At 36.5% G+C, this 23086-nt stretch carries 16 protein-coding genes; 12 read left to right on the top strand and 4 right to left on the bottom strand.

Annotation, left to right across the window (positions count from 1 at the left end; translation table 11 throughout):
* Window positions 1–273 precede the first annotated feature (273 nt).
* The 6 genes from BVC89_RS18525 to aldA all read left to right on the top strand — a co-directional run bounded on the left by BVC89_RS18525 (window position 274) and on the right by aldA (window position 7266).
* Window positions 274–1038, top strand: a complete 765-nt coding sequence (locus BVC89_RS18525; RefSeq protein ID WP_086932623.1) for a phytanoyl-CoA dioxygenase family protein — start codon at window positions 274–276, stop codon at window positions 1036–1038.
* A gap of 157 nt (window positions 1039–1195) precedes the next feature.
* Window positions 1196–2782: a sugar porter family MFS transporter gene (locus BVC89_RS18520; protein ID WP_086932622.1), complete on the top strand. Its 1587-nt coding sequence runs from the start codon at window positions 1196–1198 to the stop codon at window positions 2780–2782.
* Window positions 2783–2874: 92 nt separating this feature from the next.
* The gene (locus BVC89_RS18515; RefSeq protein WP_086932621.1) at window positions 2875–4014 is read left to right on the top strand and encodes a mandelate racemase/muconate lactonizing enzyme family protein; all 1140 of its coding nucleotides are present in this window, start codon (window positions 2875–2877) and stop codon (window positions 4012–4014) included.
* A 10-nt stretch (window positions 4015–4024) separates the two neighbouring features.
* Window positions 4025–5053: a zinc-dependent alcohol dehydrogenase gene (locus BVC89_RS18510; protein WP_086932620.1), complete on the top strand. Its 1029-nt coding sequence runs from the start codon at window positions 4025–4027 to the stop codon at window positions 5051–5053.
* On the top strand, window positions 5053–5814 hold the full coding sequence (locus tag BVC89_RS18505; RefSeq protein ID WP_425428319.1) for an SDR family NAD(P)-dependent oxidoreductase: 762 nt from the start codon (window positions 5053–5055) through the stop codon (window positions 5812–5814). The genes BVC89_RS18510 and BVC89_RS18505 overlap by 1 nt, the downstream gene beginning before the upstream one ends.
* Before the next feature lie 3 nt (window positions 5815–5817).
* Window positions 5818–7266 (top strand): aldehyde dehydrogenase, encoded by a 1449-nt coding sequence (gene aldA, locus BVC89_RS18500; RefSeq protein ID WP_086932618.1) that lies wholly within the window; start codon window positions 5818–5820, stop codon window positions 7264–7266.
* 70 nt (window positions 7267–7336) lie between these two features.
* Here the strand turns inward: aldA and BVC89_RS18495 are convergent, their stop codons facing one another.
* Window positions 7337–7942, bottom strand: coding sequence for a GntR family transcriptional regulator (locus BVC89_RS18495; protein ID WP_086932617.1), 606 nt, complete (start codon window positions 7940–7942; stop codon window positions 7337–7339).
* A gap of 1351 nt (window positions 7943–9293) precedes the next feature.
* Between BVC89_RS18495 and BVC89_RS18490 the strand changes: the two genes are divergently transcribed.
* The 3 genes from BVC89_RS18490 (at window position 9294) to BVC89_RS18480 (ending at window position 13520) form a co-directional block, all read left to right on the top strand.
* Entirely contained in the window at window positions 9294–12152 is a 2859-nt protein-coding gene (locus tag BVC89_RS18490; protein WP_216825005.1) for a hypothetical protein, read from the top strand.
* 491 nt (window positions 12153–12643) lie between these two features.
* Complete coding sequence (locus BVC89_RS18485; RefSeq protein ID WP_086932615.1) at window positions 12644–12910, top strand: hypothetical protein; 267 nt, start codon at window positions 12644–12646, stop codon at window positions 12908–12910.
* A gap of 16 nt (window positions 12911–12926) precedes the next feature.
* Window positions 12927–13520, top strand: a complete 594-nt coding sequence (locus BVC89_RS18480) for a thrombospondin type 3 repeat-containing protein (RefSeq protein WP_086932614.1) — start codon at window positions 12927–12929, stop codon at window positions 13518–13520.
* 538 nt (window positions 13521–14058) lie between these two features.
* Here BVC89_RS18480 and BVC89_RS18475 read toward each other — a convergent pair.
* Together BVC89_RS18475 and BVC89_RS18470 are read right to left on the bottom strand one after the other, a co-directional pair.
* Window positions 14059–14538, bottom strand: coding sequence for a hypothetical protein (locus BVC89_RS18475; RefSeq protein ID WP_086932613.1), 480 nt, complete (start codon window positions 14536–14538; stop codon window positions 14059–14061).
* A 722-nt stretch (window positions 14539–15260) separates the two neighbouring features.
* On the bottom strand, window positions 15261–16115 hold the full coding sequence (locus BVC89_RS18470) for a helix-turn-helix transcriptional regulator (RefSeq protein WP_086932612.1): 855 nt from the start codon (window positions 16113–16115) through the stop codon (window positions 15261–15263).
* Between the two features lie 1900 nt (window positions 16116–18015).
* On the opposite strand from BVC89_RS18470, the gene BVC89_RS18465 reads away from it, so the two are divergent.
* The 3 genes from BVC89_RS18465 to BVC89_RS18455 all read left to right on the top strand — a co-directional run bounded on the left by BVC89_RS18465 (window position 18016) and on the right by BVC89_RS18455 (window position 20613).
* Window positions 18016–19074: a hypothetical protein gene (locus tag BVC89_RS18465; protein WP_086932611.1), complete on the top strand. Its 1059-nt coding sequence runs from the start codon at window positions 18016–18018 to the stop codon at window positions 19072–19074.
* A 520-nt stretch (window positions 19075–19594) separates the two neighbouring features.
* Window positions 19595–19984 (top strand): DUF7919 family protein, encoded by a 390-nt coding sequence (locus BVC89_RS18460; protein WP_086932610.1) that lies wholly within the window; start codon window positions 19595–19597, stop codon window positions 19982–19984.
* Window positions 19985–20271: 287 nt separating this feature from the next.
* Entirely contained in the window at window positions 20272–20613 is a 342-nt protein-coding gene (locus BVC89_RS18455; protein WP_086932609.1) for a hypothetical protein, read from the top strand.
* Window positions 20614–20827: 214 nt separating this feature from the next.
* On the opposite strand, the gene BVC89_RS18450 is transcribed toward BVC89_RS18455, so the two are convergent.
* Complete coding sequence (locus tag BVC89_RS18450; protein WP_086932608.1) at window positions 20828–22885, bottom strand: EAL domain-containing protein; 2058 nt, start codon at window positions 22883–22885, stop codon at window positions 20828–20830.
* Between the last annotated feature and the right edge of the window lie 201 nt (window positions 22886–23086).

Raw genomic sequence — 23086 nt, 5'->3', positions numbered from 1 at the left:
AAATAAAATTTACAATTAATGGTTGTATTATTGAATACATGCCAGAATTTCATGGCTTATTAACTGCACTCTTGTTATTTTTGGCGACATTTTTTTCGACCCCATTATCTTAGTAAACGCTATTTGATGAAGATAAAAATAATGATTGTAGATTAATATTTTTTGTTAAGTGATTCACTAAAAAGCTGTGAAATATACTATTGTCAATATTTAAACTGTTAACAGTTTACTAAAAAAATATATAAATTTAGTTTAATAACTAAGAGTGTAAATATGAAAAACATTAAGCTTAACAAAGAGCAAATTTATGACTTTAACCGTAATGGGTATGTTATAGCGCGTAGCTACTACTCTAATGAAGAAATAAAGCGTTTGCAGTCTATCGCTTTTGAGGATGAAAGATTATATGAAAATGCGTGGCACAAGAAGGACGCCTCTGGAACTGTAAGTAAAGTTTGTATTTGGCAAAAAACTGGCGATGACTTTTATAGTATGTTTTCTCGCGGCCGACGACTTATTGATTCGTGTGAGGATATTATTGGCGAACCGGTTTATCATACTAGCACTAAAATTATGATGAAAGAGCCTCTGGTTGGCGGCGCTTGGGAATGGCATCAGGATTTTGGTTATTGGCATCGAGATAATTTTATGCTATATCCCAAAGCTGTTAGCTGTATGATAGCCATCAATGAAGCGACCATCGAAAATGGCTGCCTACAAGTATTAAAGGGGTCACATCATTTGGGTAGGCTTGACCATAGTAAAACTGGTGATCAAAAGGGCGCTCATGTATCTTTTGTCAATGAAGCAATAAAACATCATGAACTTGTTAATGTAGAATTATCTCCAGGTGATACATTATTTTTTCATTGTAATCTTTTACACAAATCTAATAAAAATAAATCTTCACAACCGAGGTGGTCGATGATTTGTGCGTATAATGCGATAAGTAACAAGCCTTTTCAAGAAAATGAAGCTATTTATTACCCCTTACGAAAAATTGATGACATGGCTATCTTGGAGTGGCAACAGGCATAAGAGCTAGTTACATCGACGGCTCAACGGCTTTGTTTGGCGCTCAAACTCTCTTTTTGTTTTGAGTTGTAAATTGTTAACAATATTGAGTGCTGTTACTATTAAGTCTTCAGTGGAATATAACAGTAGTACAATAATAATATTAATTCGGTAGTCTTCTATGGATGTATATTCTCGAACAGCACTCCGCTTTGCGATTATAGCTGCCTTTGGCGGTTTTATTTTTGGGTTAGACGCGGCACTTATTTCTGGTACTATTAAGTATATTACCCAGCAGTTCAGTTTGAGCGATATTCAGTTGGGTACTGTAGTGAGTGCTCCAGGCTTTGGAGTCATATTTGCATTACTTGCAACAGGCCCACTCTGTAACCGTTTGGGTAGAAAAAAAACATTACTTATTATATCCCTCATTTATCTCGCGTCGGCCATCGCTTCCATGTTGGCGCCAAACTATGAATTTCTTGTTTTTGCTCGATTCTTAGGCGGGCTTGCTTTTACGTCGTTGTCCCTTTCTTCTATGTATATTGGTGAAATAGCACCGCCTCAGATGCGTGGGAAGCTGGTGGCAATGAATCAGATAGTTATTGTTGTTGGCTTGTCGTCAGCGTATTTTTCTAATTATTTCCTAGTAAATCTTATTGAGCCCAGTTCATCTTTAGCTAGTAATATTTGGAGGCTGATGCTTGGCGTAGAAGTCTTACCGGCCGCTTTGTGGTTTCTTCTTATTTTAACGCTTCCTGAGAGCCCTCGTTGGTTAATTAGTCAAAGACGGATCGATGAGGCTAAACGGGTTATGGCTAAGCTAATGCCTATTGATAATATTCAGCCAACATTGACGGATATTCTCTCTAGTGCACCGGCAATGCAGAATCTAAATGAGAATTTTCATCAACAATTCAGAAGCTTGTTTGATTCCAAAGTAAGAACAGCACTTATTGTAGGTATTGTTTTTGCTATTGTGCAGCCTGTCACAGGTATCAATGCTATTTTATTTTACGCGCCTATGGTATTTGAACAAACTGGTATTGGTACCAATGCAGCTTTTCTACAGACCTTAACCATCGGTTTAGTAAGTATTGTATTTACCTTTCTGGCAATATTATTAATCGATAAAGTCGGTAGGCGGCCATTGGTTATTATTGGTTTATCGTCGTCTGCTGCATTTTTATTTCTATGCTTTTGGTCTTTTGATAATGCAACATACAGACTTAGTTTGAGAGAAGCAGACAGTTTACTTTCTAGTCCAGTATTTGCTAATTACTCATTTGATCATTTGATTGATATGACATTTCATAGTGATATCGAATTTAAAGCCGCTATGAATAATGTTTTGGGCGATGAGCTGGCTAGAAACTATGAGAGCGAGTTTATTAAAACTGCGGTAAGTATGAATGTTAATGCTGTCATGTTTGGTATCTTAGGATTTATTGGTTCTTTTCATTTTTCAGTAGGTCCGATCATGTGGGTCGTTTTTTCTGAGATAGTGCCCACTCGTATACGCGGTATTGCTATACCTTTTTTTGCTTTAATTAGTAGTATATTAAGTTTTTGTATTCAACAGTTTTTTCCTTGGCAACTGAATAACTTGGGGGCTGCAAATATATTTTTATTTTATTGCATTGCTGCCTTAATAGGGCTGTTCTTACTTTTTATTTTTCTTCCTGAAACAAAAAATAAGAGTATCGAAGAAATAGAAGTCATGTTGGCAAGCCATGATAAGCTAAAAACGCCTCGCACACTCAGCTAGTTTGGCACGTTTACTTGGGTGGACTAGATAAATATTATTGATATCAAATTGTAAACAATTTACAATTTGATAAAATTGCAAATGGGATTTTTATGCTGCAAGATGTAAATACTAAAAGTAGTAGCTTTTTTCATTATTCAACGATAAAAGCAATGCAAGTTGAATATTATCAGGTTCCTCTAGCTGAAGCTTTGGCTGATGCAAAGCATGGCGTCCATACGCACTTTGAACTCATTATATGTCGGATTATTTGTTCTGATGATATAGAAGGAGTCGGTTATACCTATACAGGTGGCTGTGGAGGCAAGGCTATTTATTCTCTTTTACAAGATGAGTTAAAAGATCATTTAATTGGCAAAGATAGTTCTAATATTAGGGCTATTTGGGAAGACATTAATTGGAAGTTACATTACATAGGGCGTGGGGGATTAGTTAGTTTTGCTCAATCAGCGATTGACATTGCCTTGTGGGATATTCGTTGCCAGCGAGCATGCTTACCGCTTTGGCGTATAGCGGGCGGTGCAGCTAGCAGTGTTCTCTGTTACGCCGGGGGTATCGATCTAAATTTTTCTCAGGAAAAATTGTTGACCAATATTTCAGGTTATTTAGATGCTGGGTTTGAAGCTGTTAAAATTAAAGTTGGTAAAGAAAACTACAAAGAGGATGTAACTCGAGTTGCCGCAGTGCGAGACTTAATTGGAGATGAAAGAACATTTATGGTAGATGCGAATTATTCTATGGGAGTTGAGCATGCTATTCGTTTTGGTAAAAAGATTGAAAAATACGATATTGCTTGGTTTGAAGAGCCTACTATTCCCGATGATTTCGAAGGTTATGGAAGGATTGCTCAAGCTATTGCTATCCCACTGGCAATGGGAGAAAACCTCCATACTATTCATGAATTTACTCATGCCATCAACTACTCCAAGCTCGGATTTCTACAGCCAGATGCATCAAATATAGGCGGAATTACCGGCTGGTTAAATATTGCCAATCTGGCTTATGCAAATAATTTATCCATATGTAGCCATGGAATGCACGAATTACATGTTTCTTTGATGGCATCTCAGCCTCATGCTGGCTTTTTGGAGGTACATTCTTTCCCAATAGACAAGTACACCACACAGCCGATACAGCTTGAAAATGGGAGGGCATTAGCCCCCAATTCTATTGGCACTGGAGTCACATTTGATCCTGATCTGTTAAATCAGCACCTTGTATTAAAAAAATAAGAGAGTGAATATGTTTGCGGCTAAATATGTTGGAGAAAGGAAGTTTTCTTTAGTTGAAGGGGAGAAAACCTCTCCCGAGCAAGACGAAGTAACTATTCAAGTTGGTTTTGTGGGTATTTGCGGAACAGATATGCATATTTATCATGGTGTAATGGATCAAAGAGTCGGCCCTCCGCAAATTATTGGTCACGAAATGTCAGGTACAATTGTACAGGTAGGAGAAAGTGTTAAGGGGTTTGATGTGGGAGACAGAGTGGTTGTACGACCACTCGATTATTGTGGCAGTTGCCCCGCATGTGAGCAGGGGCACTCTCATATTTGCCATAATCTAAAATTTATGGGTATTGACTCTCCAGGCGCTTTTCAAAATTATTGGACAGTTAAAGCTCGAACTTTGCATAAACTACCTAGTGCTATTTCTTTACAAGAAGGTGCACTAATTGAGCCTCTAGCAGTGGCCTGTCATGATGTTATTCGTGCAAGATTAGCAGCAGGTGAAAAAGCTGTAGTCATTGGAGGAGGGCCGATTGGTCAATTGGTGGCGTTAATGGCCAAAGCCATCGGAGCTGAGGTAATGTTATCGGAAGTTAATGCAAGCAGAAGAAGATTCGCTGCAAACCATCAAATTTTGACGGTAGATCCGCTTGCATCAGATCTTAAAAATGAAGTCGATGTATGGAGTCATGGCAAAGGTGCTGACGTTGTATTTGAAGTTTCCGGAGCCCAGGCGGCGGTTGATGTTATGACAGAAATTGCAGCTGTTCGAGGGCGTATTTGTCTTGTGGCTATTCATCCGGATAAACCTAAGGTCGATTTATTTAAATTCTTTTGGAAGGAGTTAGAGCTAGTTGGCGCTCGTGTATACGAAAGGAGTGACTTCGATACTGCGATTGAACTGGTTGCTTCCGGGAAAATACATTTATCTTCATTTATTACTTCAATTTCGTCTCTTAGGAATATTGAAGCGGCTTTTGCTTCGATGGACAATAATCCAGAAAGTATGAAAGCTATTGTGCGTTGTGCTGGGGAGAAAGCGTGATGACCTTATTCGATTTGACAGGAAAACTAGCATTAGTTACTGGCTGTAAGCGTGGTATAGGCAAGGCCATGGCCTTGGGATTGGCACAAGCTGGGGCGGATATCATAGGCGTTTCTGCCAGTCTTGAGCTATTTGATTCCGAGCTTGAAAAGGAGGTGAATGCCTTAGGGAGAAAGTTCTTTGCATACCAAGCTGACTTCTCTGAGCGAGATACACTTTATAAGTTTATTCACCAAGTTAATGCGGATCACCAACGTATTGATATTCTTGTAAATAATGCTGGCACCATTTTGCGCGCTCCCGTCGCTGAGCATAGTGATGAATATTGGGATAAAGTAATGGAAGTTAATCTGAATGCGCAATTTATTTTAAGCCGTGAAATTGGCAAAAGAATGTTGAGCCGTAAGCAAGGTAAGATAATATTTACTGCATCTTTACTTAGTTATCAAGGTGGTATTACCGTACCTGGTTATGCTGCGAGCAAGGGTGGTATCGCGCAACTAGTTATGGCGCTCTCTAATGAGTGGGCTGGTCACGGTATTAACGTTAATGGCATTGCGCCAGGATATATTGCTACTGACAATACTGAAGCATTGCGCGATGATGTTCAGAGATCTCAGGCAATACTGAATCGTATCCCTCAGGGACGTTGGGGCGAGCCCAAAGATTTTATGGGGCCAGCTGTATTTCTGTCGTCTTCGGCAGCAGACTATGTGAATGGCGCGATTTTATTAGTAGATGGTGGTTGGATGGGGAGATGAAAGATGTTGTTCAAAAATAATGTACATTTTATCAATGGTGAATACATATCATCCACTTCAGAAAACGCCGTCGATGTATTTAACCCTAGTAGTGGTGACAAGTTAGGTGAGGTACCCGAAGGTTGTCAGCAAGATGTAGATATAGCCTTAAACTCAGCAACTCATGCTCAAAAGTATTGGGCTAAAGTGCCTGCTCGTGAACGGGCTAGTGTTTTACGCAATTTTGCCAAGCTGATCCGCGAGAATACCGAACGTTTGGCCGAATCATTGGTGATGGAACAGGGTAAATTAATTTCTGTTGCTCGCATGGAAGTCGAAGCTACGTCGACATTTATTGAATATGCTTGTGATCATGCGTTGCAAATTGAGGGCGATATTCTGCCTTCTGATAACCCCGAAGAAAAAATATATATACACAAAGTGCCGAGGGGCGTTGTAGTTGCGATTACAGCTTGGAACTTTCCTTTGGCATTAGCCGGTAGAAAAATTGGGCCAGCATTAATAACAGGTAATTCTCTGGTGCTAAAACCTACAGAGGAGACGCCTCTAACGACTATGGAATTAGGAGAGATTGCCAACCTTGCAGGTATTCCCGCTGGAGTACTCAACCTTCTCAATGGTCGAGGCGATATTGTTGGTAAAGCTTTGTGTGAAAGTCCGATGACTAAAATGATCACAATGACAGGTAGTACTGAGGCCGGTACAAAAATCTATCAAGCAAGCGCAAAGCACATGACACCTGTGATGTTGGAACTTGGCGGAAAGGCACCGATGATTGTCATGGATGATGCAAATATTACCGATGCTGTTGAAGCTGCCCTGTGGGGTAGGTTTAGTAATTGTGGACAAGTTTGTACTTGTGTTGAGCGCCTGTATTTACATGAAAGTATTTACGATGATTTCATGGCTGACTTTTTACCTAAAGTTAAAGGGATAAAAATAGGCGACCCCATGGATATATTATCCCAAATGGGCCCTAAAATTAATCAGCTAGAAATTGATAACATAGATACACTTGTTAAAGAATCTGTAAATCAGGGAGCAGAAATAGCGACAGGAGGTAAAACAGCTTTAGTTACAGATTTTGAAAAAGGCTTTTGGTACCAACCAACGGTGTTAACTAATGTAAAACAGAGTAATATTTTAGTGCACCGAGAGACGTTCGGCCCGGTTTTGCCTGTTATAAAGATAGACAGCCTGGAACAAGCTATTGAATATGCAAATGATAGCCAATTTGGGCTTAGTGCTTACGTATTTACTCGTAGACACGCGGATATCCAGCAATGTATCAATGATATAGAAGTTGGTGAGATCTATGTGAACCGAGGCATGGGGGAACAGCACCAAGGCTTTCACAATGGCTGGAAAATGAGTGGATTTGGCGGCGAAGATGGCCGCTATGGCATCGAACAGTATTTAGAGAAGAAAACGGTCTACTTGAAAGAATTTTAATTGCTGTATGGGTAAATGGTTACAATTTGAGAAAGCTTATATTTGAAGGTTAAGTAGCCATGAATACTGGCTACTTAATATTTTCTTTGAGTGCTGCGGTTGCTTTACGCAATTCCTTTTTCTTCAAGGCATCTATAATGGCTTGATGTTCGTTAACACATGCTTTAGCTGAACCTAAGCGCTTATAGTTCATATGCATTCTCATGACGATAGGGTACCAAAGGTTGGTCAACTCATCACCTCCAGCCTGTTGCACAATGTACTGGTGGAAGGCGATATCTAATTTAGTTACCTCGGTAAAATCTTCATTTTTAAATGATTTAGCAAGTCTATGGAGAATTTGTTCAAGATTTTCAAAGTCGTCTTCACTGAGTTTCCCAATGACCTGTTTAATGGCATAAGTTTCGATTCTAATGCGCATATCGATCATAAGATCTTGTAAATCTGGCGACAAAGTGCTGTTAACTGATACTCCGCAGTTGCTTTTCGATACCAGCAGGCCCTCTTTAGTCAGTTGTAATAGAACGTCTCTGATAGGGCCTCGCGAGACGCCAAACCTATCGGCGAGAGCCTGTTCATTGAGTTTTGTGGTAGGAGCAAGGTCGCCTGCAATTATATCAGATCGGATCTGTTCTGCTATCTGATCCCTTATTGGGATGATTTTGTTACTTAACATAATAGAAGTAAAGTGTCCTCAGTGTGATATTGTATTTAGTTAACAATAAGAAGATGCTGTTTATGTTCATAGATAATATAACATCTTGCTTCACCAAGCCTAGAACATTTATACGGTAGTTTTGTATAATGCTTTTATATAGTGCTTTAGTGAGCAAGTACAATGCTTGAGTTCTTAGAAATGTGAGAAAAGCGTCGCACTTTTATACATGGTTAAGTTATACACGATTGAGTATTATTTTGTGTAACATACCCATAGGTGATACATAGTCTTTTTCCCATGCTTTTCTTTTCTAGGTCTTTGTATACCTTCCTATATTATCATTTATCACTATTGTCGTTATTAAGTTTTCTTAAATCTCGACTTGGTTGTTATTTTTAGCCACATGATTAGCTTTATATCAAGTTGGCTCTTACTCTATTAATCCTTTTCCTTCACTATTTTACTTTTCCTTACTATTGTCTTCTGTCTTTTATTAAACCTAATCTTTTAAGCCCAATCTGCCTTGGGTTTAAAAAGTAATCAGCCCAAAGCATGGTTATCACAGCAATAGCGCCCGCTAATTCTACCTTCTTTTTTCAAAAATATTAATATTTTTAAAGACATTAATTTTTTTTGGTATGACCAATCCAGGGTGTTATTGTATAGGCTGACAGATAAAAATGCTTTTTGTTAGCTAAGGTATATTTTAAATTATTTTTTGTATTTAAGTTAAATTCATATATTTAATTTATGTTGAGTTTATATATGCATCATTATTTTGAAGATGAAATCATAATTTAATTTACCGTTAAGCTATATTCTTTATTGTATTACAGGGATTACAACAAGAAATAGCCTATGAACTGCTAATTTTTAAGACCGGAATGTCTTTGAATTTTTAAAGGTGTTTTGTATCAGTAAGAGATATATTTTTGTTAACTTAATAATTTAACTGATTTGCTTGATACAAATAAATGGAAAAACAAGTAGATATTTTTGAAATTTTCCTAACCTCTAAATCCTGTACATAGTGTTACATTATTTTTTAGAAGATAATTAAAAGCTATATATAAGCTAGCTAGGGTATAGTGATTCGTTATACGAAAAAAGCAAAAAAACATATCCAGTGGTCTATGCTTGGGGTGAGATAGCTGCTGCGTGCTCAACTTTACGCATATAGCGTTAAACTATAATATGAGTGGAGTACAGTGATATGTATCGACTTATTTATCCTGTTATATGTCTTTCGCTTCTCTTTATTATGAACTCTGTAAATGCGAACGATTCGCACTATCCTGGGGGCGCAAGTTTACCAGCACCTAGTTCGATACCCATTCAAGATTATGAAAAAAAATTGTATAGATGGTTAATGACCAGGCAATACAAAAAACTGAATTGGCGCAGAGACAAGACTGTGCGAGATACCGGGCCATTTATTAATAGCGTATATTATGGTACACATCCGGCCGTACGTATTTTCTATTCACCAGAGGTCATTGCTTGGTTAGAGAACAATCGCGAAGGTGAATTACCTGATGGCAGTATCATAGTTAAAGAAATGTTTATGCCTCCCGCAGTTTTCTATCAAGATATGGCACACAATCCAAAATATAAAAATCCACAAGACTATAATGATTTTATCGACAGCATGGTTTTCTCGTGGACAGTTATGGTACGAGATAAAACCGCGTCAAAAGACGGTTGGTTCTGGGCAAATCCCGGAGCACCAAAAGAAAATGAGTCTATTAGAGCTGCGATTAAGCGTCAGCTAGATACACTGCAAAGCCCGCCCGCTTCCGAGTTTGGTGCTCCATGCTTGCGTTGTCATGCTTCCGCCTCGCATCAATCGACATTCAGCGATCTGAAAAATATTTTAGGTTTCTCCACCGATGAGGAGCCGTTACGGTTTCTTGTTGATACTTCTTGGCGCACAAGTTCTCATTTTTCGCAATTTCCTTTGAGTCTTGTAAAAGATGACCCTTACGTAAAGCAACATTTTATTTTGCCAGATAGCTTGTTGCCTTATAACTCCGCCCACTCAAAAGAAGCTAAAATGAATGGGCAACATATGGCAGCTAATAAACAGCAGAGTATTAGTAAGAAAGAAGCACTCCAAACTCCAAATCAAGCCTTCCTCACGACTTTCACCCAGGTCAAATTACAAAAAGAAAAAGATGTAGCAGTTTTTCCGTCCCAGTGGATGGATCAAGTATTACCCCAGTCACACAAGGCTCAAGCATTTATGACTTCTGATAACTGTTTAGGTTGTCATGGCGGACTAGGAGGGGAGCCTTATGGGGTTACTATGTTTGTAAAAACTGGCCCGAATTATGGAGATGGATACAATTTATCTGAATATGGCGAGTGGCGCTGGTCTCCAATGGGAGTAGCGGGTAGAGATCCTATTTTTCATGCGCAATTAGAAAGTGAAATGGCACTTTTAGCGTTGGATGAGAGACGTATACCTTCGCCTCTCAAAGCCTCATTAAGCGAGACTCAGTATGCAGTTACTAATACTTGTTTAAGTTGCCATGGTGCAATGGGCCAGCGCCAGTTATCAATCGACGCCGCCAATGACCCGACTCTTGATGCTAATTTCAAAGTGGAGTATTTCTATCTTAAAGAGCGTCTATCGAAACGAGAGAAAAAGCAAAAACATGAACGTTACATAAAATACGGTCAGCTCGCTCGCGAAGGCGTTAGTTGCGCCATATGCCATCACATCGATAGCCCCAGTGCAAAAGCTATCGAACAGTGGACGCCACCTTATCAATGGATAAATGCTAATACAGATAAAAATTTGGCCTACATGTTGTTCCATAACAACACAGGCCGCTATGTACAAGGCCCTAATGATGAATTCTTTGGCCCATTTAAAGAGGTTGCAGAAAAACCTATGCAACACACTTTAGGGGTAAAACCGGTATTCCATGATTTTATTTCCGATTCACAACTTTGTGGTACCTGCCACACGATTAATTTGCCTAATATTGGTGCCAAAACAGATGAATTTCCAATACTGACAGCATCTGAGACTAATCCCGTTTTTAAGGACTACCCTCACTCTACAGAACAAGCGACTTTTTTAGAATGGCAAAATAGCGCCTTTGCAAACAATAATGGCGGCAAGAATTCTCGATTTAAGAGCTGCCAGGATTGTCATATGCCTGGAGGTTTTGAAACTTTAGATAAAAGTGTGTCTATAAAACAGATAACAACTCAAATTGCAGCAATTCAAGATGTGAACTTTCCTGAGGCCGATAATCGGTTGCCTAATCACGATATTAATATTCCACTTCGAAGTAATTATAGACGCCATGAGCATGTCGGGCTAAATGTATTTCTATTAGAAATGTTTGATCAATTTCCTCAAATCTTAGGTGTTGATAAAAATGACTATATGACCAGTGCCGACAATGGTGTAGATACTGCAATAGAGAATATGATAAGGCAAGCACAACAAGAGTCCGTCACCATTGACCTTAAGATAAATAGTTTCAATAGAAGCAAAGTGAATGCTACAGTTGAGGTGAAAAATTTAGCAGGGCATAGATTTCCAAGCGGGGTAGCGTTCAGACGCGCCTTTATTGAATTTACAGTATTAGATGGTGATCGAGAAATTTGGGTTTCTGGAAAAACTAATAGTGTAGGAGTGATTCTAGATGGTGATGGCCAACCTTTGAAAACAGAGTTTTTACCCAATCGTGATTCGTTCCAGCCTCATTACCAAAAAATTTCGCAACAAGATCAAGTACAAATATATGAGGAGCTGACACAGAATGCACAACATGAATTTACTACTAGCTTTATTCATCGAGTGTTTAGTATTAAGGACAACCGTTTACTACCTGATGGTTGGCGAGCTGCTAATTATTTTAAAAAGGATGGTGAAGTACTTTATGAATTTTTCCAAGCCACCGATCCTCATGCTACAGGTGATGATCCAGATTATATGGATCAAGGGCCAAATTTTAAAGGTAAAGACAGCTTGGTATATGATGTAACTTTACCAGAAAACTCAGGAAATCTAAGCGTTCGAGCAACATTATATTATCAAGCTATTCCCCCTTATTGGTTAAAACAACGATTTACTGATGCTCCCGATGGCCTGGCGACAAAAAGATTGTATTTTATGGCAAGCTACCTCGATTTAGAAGGAACACCTATGCAAGATTGGAAATTAAAGCTTGTTAGTAATAGTAAAAATATTACTCTTGAAAAAGAGTAATTGATTCAATACTAGTGGTTTTTTACTGTTGTGAAGAAAATCAAAAGTAATTTTATTACTCTAAGTTTGATGTCAGTATGATGTTTTTTGTGGCATTACCTCTCGGAAAAAAACAATTGAAATTTGCTTTCAGTCAAAATTATTGGTGATTTTTTACTTAATTTTTTTAAGAGTCCACAATTCTCAACGCTTGTAGTCACGCAGCTTATATTACTTAATTCATTTGCGGCGCTTTTTTTTATTTGTCGTAAATGATAGTCTTTATTGGTTTATTTTTTTATGGAGAATCTACATGTATGTTTGGAGTTAAGTAAATCTGATTTCTTTTTTCTAATTACATGATTTTTTAAAAATTCTATTTGTCAATTATTAGCTCCAATTATTAATATTGAGGTTGATTGTTGTGATTGTGCGTAATTGCTATCATTTTTTCGCCATCATCTTTTTGGCCTCAACGTATTATTTTTTGATTTAATGTTAAAGAAATATTTATGCGCTTTTTAAAGCTTGTTTCTTGTTTCTTTTTGTTGGTAATGTTAAGTGCTTTAAGCTCAGCGGAGTTTCCATTGGTTGAGAATTTTGAAACCCCCGGATATTTTGGAACAAGATCTATTGATTCTCATCAGTTTCGTTATGGTTCTCAAGGGCCACAAGCCTATGATAGCTTTGTTTTAGAGAAAGACTCAGAGATAATCGAAGTCTCTTTGTCTGGTGAAACCTTGCCAGAGAATATTGTCCCTGGATTTCGAGTTAGCTAAAATATCTGGTGAACTAGTGGTTTTAGATAGTCAACTAGGCGTTAATGGCGATATTACTAAATATGGATTAAGATCTCGTTCAAAAGTCCTTTTAGGTGCTGGAAAATACTGGATTTTTATTGTTTTATCGTCGGCGATTAATAGAGATACCCGTTTTCCCGTGTTTTCAACGGAATGGTCTTGGGCTGTAGCCAATAATGATGATAGCGCATTCTTTCGTGTTTTTGTCGGGCGCCCTGCAGGAGGGGTCATAGGGAATACAAATATGGCATACACTGTTTACGGTTTATATCATACGCCTTCGAGCTTTGATTCTGATGGTGATGGTGTTGTCGATACTTACGATACTTGTAGCAACTCCCCTGCAGACAGCATTGTTGATCGCAACGGTTGTGCTGCTATACAAACGGATTCGGATAATGATAGTTTTGTCGACGCTAATGATAGCTGTATTATGACTCCAATAGGAGATGAGGTTGATTCTTCCGGGTACTCTATCAGTGAAAGAGATATTGATGGTGATGGTATCTTCAATGAATGGGACGAATGCCCTGATACTCTAAAAGATGAAAATACAGTAATTGATTCTGTTGCTTGTGAACATCTATAGACACTCTTTAAAGAACTGTTAACATAGCTTTGTTATCAGTTATATAACTCTGGCATATATTGTGAAAATTATAAAGAATATATGTAATCACTTCCCCAAAAAAGAGTCTGTTAGTTTTCTTGAGCAATTTAATTGTGAGACTAAAAAGAATAAGTAGAGCGATAGATACTACTATCATCGATATATTTGGGTTTTTGTATAGAACTATACATGAATACTTCTTACTATCTATTCTATAAGTAGAGCGCAAATTCAAGCCTGTATTTGCTCCCACTAATTTAATCTTACCTACCGGCACTAAAAAAGGCTAGTCACCAAAAATAAGCATTTTAATTAATGAGTAATATCCAGTGAGACTCTGGATGCAGACCAGAATAACTGACTATATTGCCCATATAGCGAAGCTGGCATTAACTTGTGTAGACGAATTAAACGATGGCTATCTCATCTTACTAAGCAAAAATTCTTGCCAAAAGAGGCTATTCATCTAGAGTGAATAGCCTCTAGTATAATATTTTATTTGTTTTTTAATTAGGCATTATTGTTGTTGGCATGATGCCCACAGTATATTGGTAACTCTTCTGTTATTACCCCAACTAACAATTTTTTCTTCGTTGAGTTCTACATTTCCATCCACCACAATTGTCATATTTTTTGCTAAATCTCCAAGTGGGTTGCGAGAATAAAAGCTTACAAAACGGCCAACGCCATCATTGCCGGCTCTATATCTAAATGATTGAGCGATCCAGTTGTCTCCTTCATCCTCCAGAACAATTTGGGAAGATTGACTTGTTCTTTCTACTTCTTCAACTTTCAGTCGAGTATTGGTTTGCCTTGCACGAATATCCATTATGTCATTTACATCGAAAGTCACGGTGAGACGTAAGAACGGATCAACCTCAGCAACTTCTTCACAGACATACGTGACACTACCATTTGATGCCATCGCTTGTGGAGCCATCATTGCTACGGCTGGAATTAATGCACAAAGAGATAACATTTTTTTTAAATGGTTCATATGTTATTTAACCTCATTAGGTAGTTTATTTTTATGGTCGTCGAACATCGACAAGCGAAACATAATTGAAAAAAATATCTCATGTCTATAATAATATCTCATGTCTATAAAAGAGTAATAAATAGTTGGCGCGTTATTGTAAGTAATTAGAGTGTTGTTGTTTTTAATGCTAAAGATAATTGACTTTTAGTTCTTGATATTTTTCATTCCTGCAATTATTTTCTTAGCAAACCTTAAAGTGAAAGTTTTTTCAATACATAAAAAAATATGATTGAGGTGACAGTACATTCTTTAACTGCAGAGTCTAAATATAGTGCCTAAATATATACAAAAAATAGCACTTAAATATCGGTTAATTTTATTATTAGATGTTATGCCTGATTTTCAAGCTAAATATATGTTAAATAATGTATTGATTTAATAAATACCATTCTGCCTATCTGTTATTCATTCAGTCCGATGTTGTGCTCAGGAAAGAGAAGGTGAGAAATTAAGGTAAAGTTAAATTGGTCAACTCAATTTTGTGTCTTAAATAGACTTGTAAGTAAAACCTAGTATTTAGTATTAGAGAAAAATTAAAAATACGTTATCTATAAAAAATATTCGTTAAGTACAGTTTATTATTTTGATGGTAAAAATATATTAATCATGCGAAAAATAAAAAATAGTTTAAAGTTCTTATAACGAAATAATTTAATCATTTTTGGGCGTATAATAAGAGGTCAATTAAAATGAAAATCCATGATATTTTTTGCTAGTTCACAAAAAACTAATTTTTCTGATAGTGGTAGGTTTTGTAATAGTAGTGAAAGCAAAGATGAACGCAACTTTTGTACATGCCTAGACTGATAAAACCCCTTAAATTTATCCATTCGGCCAAGCAACTCATAAGTGTCGTTGTAATGTAACCCTAACTTGAGGCGTATTGCAAGATTTAGTGGTATGTATGTCAATTTATCTGGAGACTCAAAAGAAATATATTTACTAACACTTACACCTAAAGTGTATGCCATAAATTCGATACTAAGTTCTTTTTCTATGCGAAGCTCTTTTAATTTATAGCTAATTGAATTGTAGTAGTCTTGTTTGAATAACTCTAAGTCCAGTGGCCTTGGTATTAGAAAATCACTATCAGAATATTTCTGTAGTTCTTTTATAAGATCTTCAACCTTTTTTTCATTATCTTCTGTTACGAATTTTATTCTATCCCTAAATAGCCTGATAAGGCTATCGAATTGATCTGTTGTTAATGCGCTACTATAAGTTTTAACCTTGATAAGTTCTTGGTCAAATCCTTGCCATAAACGTGGGCCATGATATAGCTTAGACATAGATACCTGAGATAGCCAACAAAAAGCTGCTACAGCGTGAACAGCTCTTTTTTTCGTGTAACCTGCTTGTGCATAAGAATCCCATGTTTTCTCCTTATAGCCGTGTATTCTTTTGCAAATGGAATTACCTTTCCAGCCTTGGTTTTTATACACCCATCTTAAAGCAAAACCAATATTTTGATTAATTCGGCTCTCTTCTGTATAGGGTGTTTGTAACTCTTTATAATTGGGTGTTTTATTTTTCATTCTCTTATTGTTGAATACTAAATATAATGTCAATGTGTCGAAGGTCGATTTTTATATGGATTGTCTGTGTCAATGTTAGTGCTTTTAATGTCTTTAGTTTTGATGCATGTTTTCTTAACGAATTATCTATTGTTTTATTTGGTGTCTTTATATTCTTATTTAACTCATCGATATGCTATAACCATTTTTTAAGAAAATAAGGAAGCAAAATTAATGCAATGACTCTTAGTTAAGATAAAGTCGGGCTTTCGTGGTTATTGTAGGGTTACCCGCTCAATCAAACTAGGTAGGCATGAATTGATTGTTTGATATCGTTCTCTCCTTAAAATTTTCTAATCCTATAAAAATGCGATTACTGAAGGCTTTTCTTTTTATGTGTATTAATTAATTTAAATTTAAGGTAGGCAGCTTGTGCATACTATTTTCAAACGTTTGTTTTTGCAAGTATTTGTTTTTAAAAAATACAATACTTTTTTTTAATATACGGACAAAATTTATTAGTTAGATCTTCGATATGATGGGGAAATATCGGACGATTGTCGCGATATTCATTTTTTGGGTGTGGCGGTTGCTAAAATTTGTCGCTATCTCCTCCTGTTAAGTCTTTTTTTAATGTATTGTTTTTACTAGTATTATCGCCAACAGACTATATCAAAATTTTCGAGAAATTAAATTTAAGTAGTAATGGAAGAATATAAAAAGTAGCAGGAGAAAGTGAAACAATAGAGTAATATTCACTATTGGGAAATAATGACGGCTTTTAATTTAACTCGGTTTTAATTAGGGGATAAAGATAATTGGTTCTTCTCTATCTAAGAAAATTAACCACTGCTATTCTGATCTTCATAGAGACATGTTGAAGAAATTTTAAATTAATTAGTAGAATATTTTGATTTTTAATTGAGAAAAATTTGCCAGGATCTTGCTATAGTGGCACCCAAAATCATATATTTAATCAAAACTTGTGTTAAAATTCTCGACAGGATGAAAATGGGACTATATCAAAGTAATCAGTGTAGTTAATGATTGTTGGTAATTTACTAGGAGTATTATAGGAATGAATATGATAATGGAGCTTTCAAATGCTTTCTCTCGCCATCGAGGCTGTGTTTCTCACTTCTCTTACGATTTAATTTTAGCAAGTAATTAATTGTTGCTTGGAATTTTTGTTGTAATTTTATTCTGAAAATTAAAAGTATAAATACAGGTTTATTTTCTTGCAGGGTTACGGTGTGTCTGTATAACATGGTTTTATAGCTAGTCAATTATTTGCATAGATAGTATTAGTTGATATGTGTTATTCAGCTTAATTTTTCTATTTTCGTATAGTATATGGTATTAAAGAACTATGTGGGTCGTCTTGTGGGTGTGGTAATTAAATATTAAAAATGACAGATAAGTTTCTTAAATAAAAAATATTCTTATTATCTCCTGTGCAGTCTGCTAACTTTTGTTTTTATAAAAGGCCTATGTTTGGATGATAAGTATAGGATATGCTTAATAAAGAACATGAATAAGATTTTGTGCATAGAAAACTCTGGAAATTTTTTATTATACAATTTTATTTTTAAGGTCAAACTAAGAAAGTGCTAAAAAAATTTTCAACTATGAATTGAAGTAGTTAATAGGTATTTTTGATGCGATGAAAATGAGGAATACATATTAATTAGAATTTCGCAGGTAGGATACCTAAACATAACTTATAAGAGTGTAATTATAGTGTATCCGATGCGGATTGTATTGTTTACGTATTTATTGGTATTTTAGGTGGATAGGTAGCGCCATTATGCCGTTGTTTACCCGATCGCGCTACCTTATTTAGAAAAATACAAAGTTATATAAAGTTAATACATTAAAGGTTACATATCTCGAAAGCATGATAATAAAGGAGTGGGAGTGCATGATAAGTTTTATGTTAGACAGGGAGAACGATAACGAAGAACTTGTCTTCAGTGAAAGTGTTGATAGTAAATCTAGCGATAGCGACGATTTATCTGATGATTTTATATTAGATTGCAGAGGTTTTGATTACTTTAATGTAAATAAGTGCGCGCAGAATAATGACAGCAATATCAAAAGCTTGCAAGGGGCTAATACAAACAATAATTCGTTATTAAAAAATAGCGACGATGTTAATTTAGCACATGCAGATGAAGCTATCCTCTATATGACCACGTCAGGGTTAAAAAATTATAATCGTAACGGTGCTTATTGCGATATGGAAATCCACAATAATGATTCAGATGCTAATAATGATAGTAATAATATTTCAAGTATACCATCTGATTTCGATAGAATAGAGTTAAATAATTTCTTGAGTTACCAATGGCAACTCTATACTAATTTCTCTAGTTCTTCTTTAAGTGGTAAAAGTAGCAATTTTAGCCCAAATGCAGGAAGTTTTTTCGAAGAGGCCTGTGAGGTAGTAAGTGAAAATATATCGACGGGTAACCTAAGAGTGTTGCGTAAAATTTACATTGCCAAAGGTTTTGATTATGCCCGCCATTTAGTTTTATTTGAAAATCCTACTTCGCAGAGTATTACTATACCGGTGAAAGTTGATGCCTGGGGTAATAGCAGCTACGATGTAGCAATTATTCCATCAGATGATGTACGTCATAATATCACTGACCATTTTGTGGTACTCGACAGTTCTTTCAGTAATGTTAAAAAGACCACAGTAACCCATGATGACCGATCCCACACACTAAATGCTAATGATATAGATAAAGGTCAGTTCGACAATGATAGGCAAACTCAAAACCAATTTGACTTAACTGTGCCTGCCAAAAATCGCGCAGTATTAATATATTTTTTAATTCAAAACACTGATGATATAATGACAATAAGCGATGGAAAAATGGTAGTCTCACAACCCGAACTGGCTTTATTTGGCATGAGTGAAGAAAAAGTGTGTTTAGCAAGAAATTTTAATCTTACAGGTGATACACCGCTGTAATTAAACCAGAGTCTGCCTTTAATAAGAGTCCTTATTTGCAGGGGAGCCAGTACCGCCAATGATGCAAAGAATGACAGCCTGAGTGCTGGCATCACGTCGTACTTCGATGTGGATGATATATTAACAATGGAAACTAATATCAGTACGGCTATTAATAATAGATACAGATAAATAATAGCTATGCATACTCTCACTGCGCATATTATTTATGCCGGATTGTTTAATGCCGCAAAAATCATTGTTGTTAATGTAGATGATGATCATAAATCAATTATTAGCACTTAAAGTAATAATGCTAACATAACCCAAAACTACACCTTTATAGTGATTGTTTTGGTTGTACAGGGTGGCAGCTCGCGCTAACCAACTGACAATTTCCTGTTGGCACGGAAGCCTTTTTAGCGATGGTAATAGATAATGCAAAATATTATAATGTTACGAAAACCTCACACAATAGAATCATGGAATTTATGAGAGATAAATATATGGCGAACCTACAGTAAATATCTTGAGGTCAAAAGTGACTTATTTTAAAGATTTGACAAAATATCATTATTTAAAAGAAGAAGATGTTACATTTAATGTCGGCTGGCTCTCTGCCGTTAATTATTATGAGGTTTCTTCTAAACCTCAGCCAAGGCTTGTGAGCAAGCTACGCTTACTGTTATCAAAATCTGCAAACAAAACTAGAGGGATACATTTTTGTGAATTATGCAGTAAACAAAAACCTATTTATGATTTTAGGAATGGTAAGCGTAAAGTTTTACTCGGAAGTGCAGAGCTTCGAATTATAAATCAAGAAAAAAAGATAATTTATGCTTGTCCGGATCTAATCATTCATTATATTGAATGCCATAAGTATAAGCCTCCGCAAGAGTTTATAAATGCGTTATATAACTTAAAAGTATGAGAGTTCAAATAACAAAAATATAATATTTTTATGGACTTTAGACGTCAACTTCACCTCTGACTATGTGCAGATAATAAATGATTATATGCTTGTTTCAATCCTTTCTTTTCTAGCTATTTGTATATTGTTTTTTTAGAGGGGTTAAATGTTACGATATATCATTCCGAATGTTTGATTAAAGATTTCAATTAAATAACCCAATTGGTCTTGGGTATGGTTATTGGCACTCTGTTATTATACAATTCGAAAAATTATAGTTTTAAAGATATCGGAAAAGAGTAGTGTTAATGAAAAATCTCCTTGTACTAACTGCATTGCTATCCCCTCTAGCCTTAGCAGAATCTGCACATGTTACCCATTCAGATCACCCTCACAAACATGCTATCGACTGTGGTCATGTCGCCGAATGGCACGATGATCATTTCGACTACTATCATGAAGGTCATGATCATCATGGTCACGAAGGCCATATACATGAAGCAAGCATGAAAACTCATGGTAAGCATACCCATGATCATGGTCTCAATTGTGGTCATGAGACCCGTGTTACCAATGGAATATTAGAGTACAAGCATGATAACCACTGGCATCATCAGCACGGTGGCCATATCCATGAATCTCATATATAAGATTCAGCTAATCTTATTGTTTTCAATTATTTGCTGGCGTTAACAAGCTTTAGCAGAAGTGGCTATATTGTGTAGCTCACCTAGATCTTTGGGTGAGCAATTATAATTATCTATGAGATTTGCTAGTAGTTCCTATATGAGGTTTGCTATTAGTTGCTAGAGTTACGTTAGGCTTGCTACTTCTTCTGTTTGTGCTGCAAGTGCTTTGAGTATCCTAAATAAAAAGCTCATCTGAACTTTGGTATTGCATATATGGGTGAGGTCGATGAATAAAAAAACCTTGGAATAAACGTATATCCAGCTGCCAATAATAGGCGAAAGTTTTGGCATCTTCTACAACTCCCGCAATAATTTCCCCTTTATCGCCAAGTGCGTTTCGCAGTTTATCTATTTTTCTTTGTGTATCTTTTAAGTCGGTATTTGTGTTACATGTTTTTCTGTCTAGCTTTATAAATTCGATCTTATCAACCGTATTAATCAATTCTATGCTTTTATCCGAGGCGTTACATTGTTCCAGGACAAATCCGCAGCCGCTTGTATGTAGGGCTTTAATAAGATGGCTTGCTTGAGCAGTATTAGCAGCCAAGGCTTTTTCAGGTACCGAAAAATAAATTCTGTTGATACCCCGTAAGCGAGAATTACTCACAATATTATAAATAAAAGGTAATAGTCTCTCTATCTGTTTTAAGTTAGGAGAAAGTTTAATTACGATAGAAAACTCTGCCGAGCCTCGGCCCGTTGTCTTCTCTAAGGTTTGAAATGCATTTTCAATAACCCAGCGATCGAGGTGATAACTACCATCTTCAATTTCTTTTTCAATAAATGGAATAAACGTATCCGCTGTATAGAGCTCACCATCTTCGTCCTTCAATCGTGCGAGCACTTCAAATATTTGCTCGTCGCCGTCGGGACGTACGATGGGTTGGAATGCTAGCTCGAAAGCGCGAGACCTCAATGCCGCTGAAACTTTTTCAGAAAGTTCAAGTGTTTGTTTAGGTTTACTTTCTTCAACGTGGGAGTTGATCTTGTTGGCTGTTTCAATCTTCTGATTGCTGTTTTTTTGAGAATCTTGTTTTATGTCTGGTCTTTGAATACATTTCTTAGTTTTTTCACTAATATTATTAATAGCTTCGCTTAAAGTACTAATATCCACCGGTTTTTCAAATACGGATTTGCTATAGTGGCGCATTAATTCTATATGTTGCTTTGCTTCTTCAGAGGCCGTCATAAATATGATGGGGATATTCATATGACGAGGATCGCCACGCAAAATCTCAGCAACTTCCAACCCATTACAGTGGGGCATATGATAATCTAGCGTAATAACATCAGGCTTGAAGTGCTCTATTTCCTGCAAAGATTGTAAAGGGTCATTGATCGCCTTAACACTAAACCCAGCTTCTTCAAGGGTAGTTTCATAGTACTTAGTTAACATTTTGTCATCGTCAATCACAAGTACTCGTGTTCTATCTTGTCTACTTTTACTGAGAATACCTTCGATTTTTGTCAGTATTTCATTTTCTCTGATAGGCACGGTTAAGTAGGTTTTGACACCAGCACGCAGTGCTGTCAAACGTGTTGTTATATCGATACCGTCGGACACTATAATGACAGGTATTTGAGTTGATACTCTCGCTAAAAAATCCTCTGTTATCTTTGGGGTTGCTACAGATTCTTTAGTTAAGGATGAACCCATTAATAACAGGTCAAAACAGGGTGTTTGCATTGCTTGTTGTAGCTGTATTGCTGTTTCAAATCGGGTTACTGTATAGCCTGCATTGTAAAGAGCTAAGCTAATTTGATCTCTGAGTTGACTATCCACTTCTAGTAGGCCGATAGCACCTTTAGAGGGCCGTTGTGGCTCAGATTGAGAATTGGGCATATTAGACCGGTTATTAGGTGCCATCTGTGCACTAGGATGTAGTGTCAAAATTTCTGAATGATTGTGTAGGGAAAGGATTTGGCGTTTTAACCTGGCAAGGTTATTTACCAAGAGCTGCTCGTCTTTGGGTGTAAACTGTGCCTTTTTTTCTAGACAGCGCAGTCTGAGCTCAAAGTTTTTTGCAATCTCAGAGATATCATTAAAGCCATTTTGAGACGCGAAGGCATATAGTCCAAGAGTATGGCGACGCAACTCTAATATAATAGAAGGCCTCCAATTTAGGCGGCAGTGCCTCCACTTAGAATATAACTGTTGGTATAGCTTGCTGAGGTCTTCTGTGAGAGAACGGTTATGTTTTCCGTCGTTAGACTTGTTCGCTTCACTGCGCATACATCACCTTCTAAAACGATATGCAATATTTATTCAACAATTATTTCGGCAAATATCTAATAACATACTTTGATATTACTTCTTGATCAGGTAATAATTAGAATTCTTAATCAAGCTGACGTAACACCAAAAAATAGTTAGCGTTATAACCAAGTTCGAATACTGCCAATATACCTACATTATAGGCGATGTGATAAAATA

It is taken from the genome of Agarilytica rhodophyticola (genome assembly GCF_002157225.2).
In the GTDB taxonomy this organism is placed as follows: domain Bacteria; phylum Pseudomonadota; class Gammaproteobacteria; order Pseudomonadales; family Cellvibrionaceae; genus Agarilytica; species Agarilytica rhodophyticola.
Note: the sequence above shows the minus strand (reverse complement) of the source record. Positions and strands in the feature narration are given on the sequence as shown.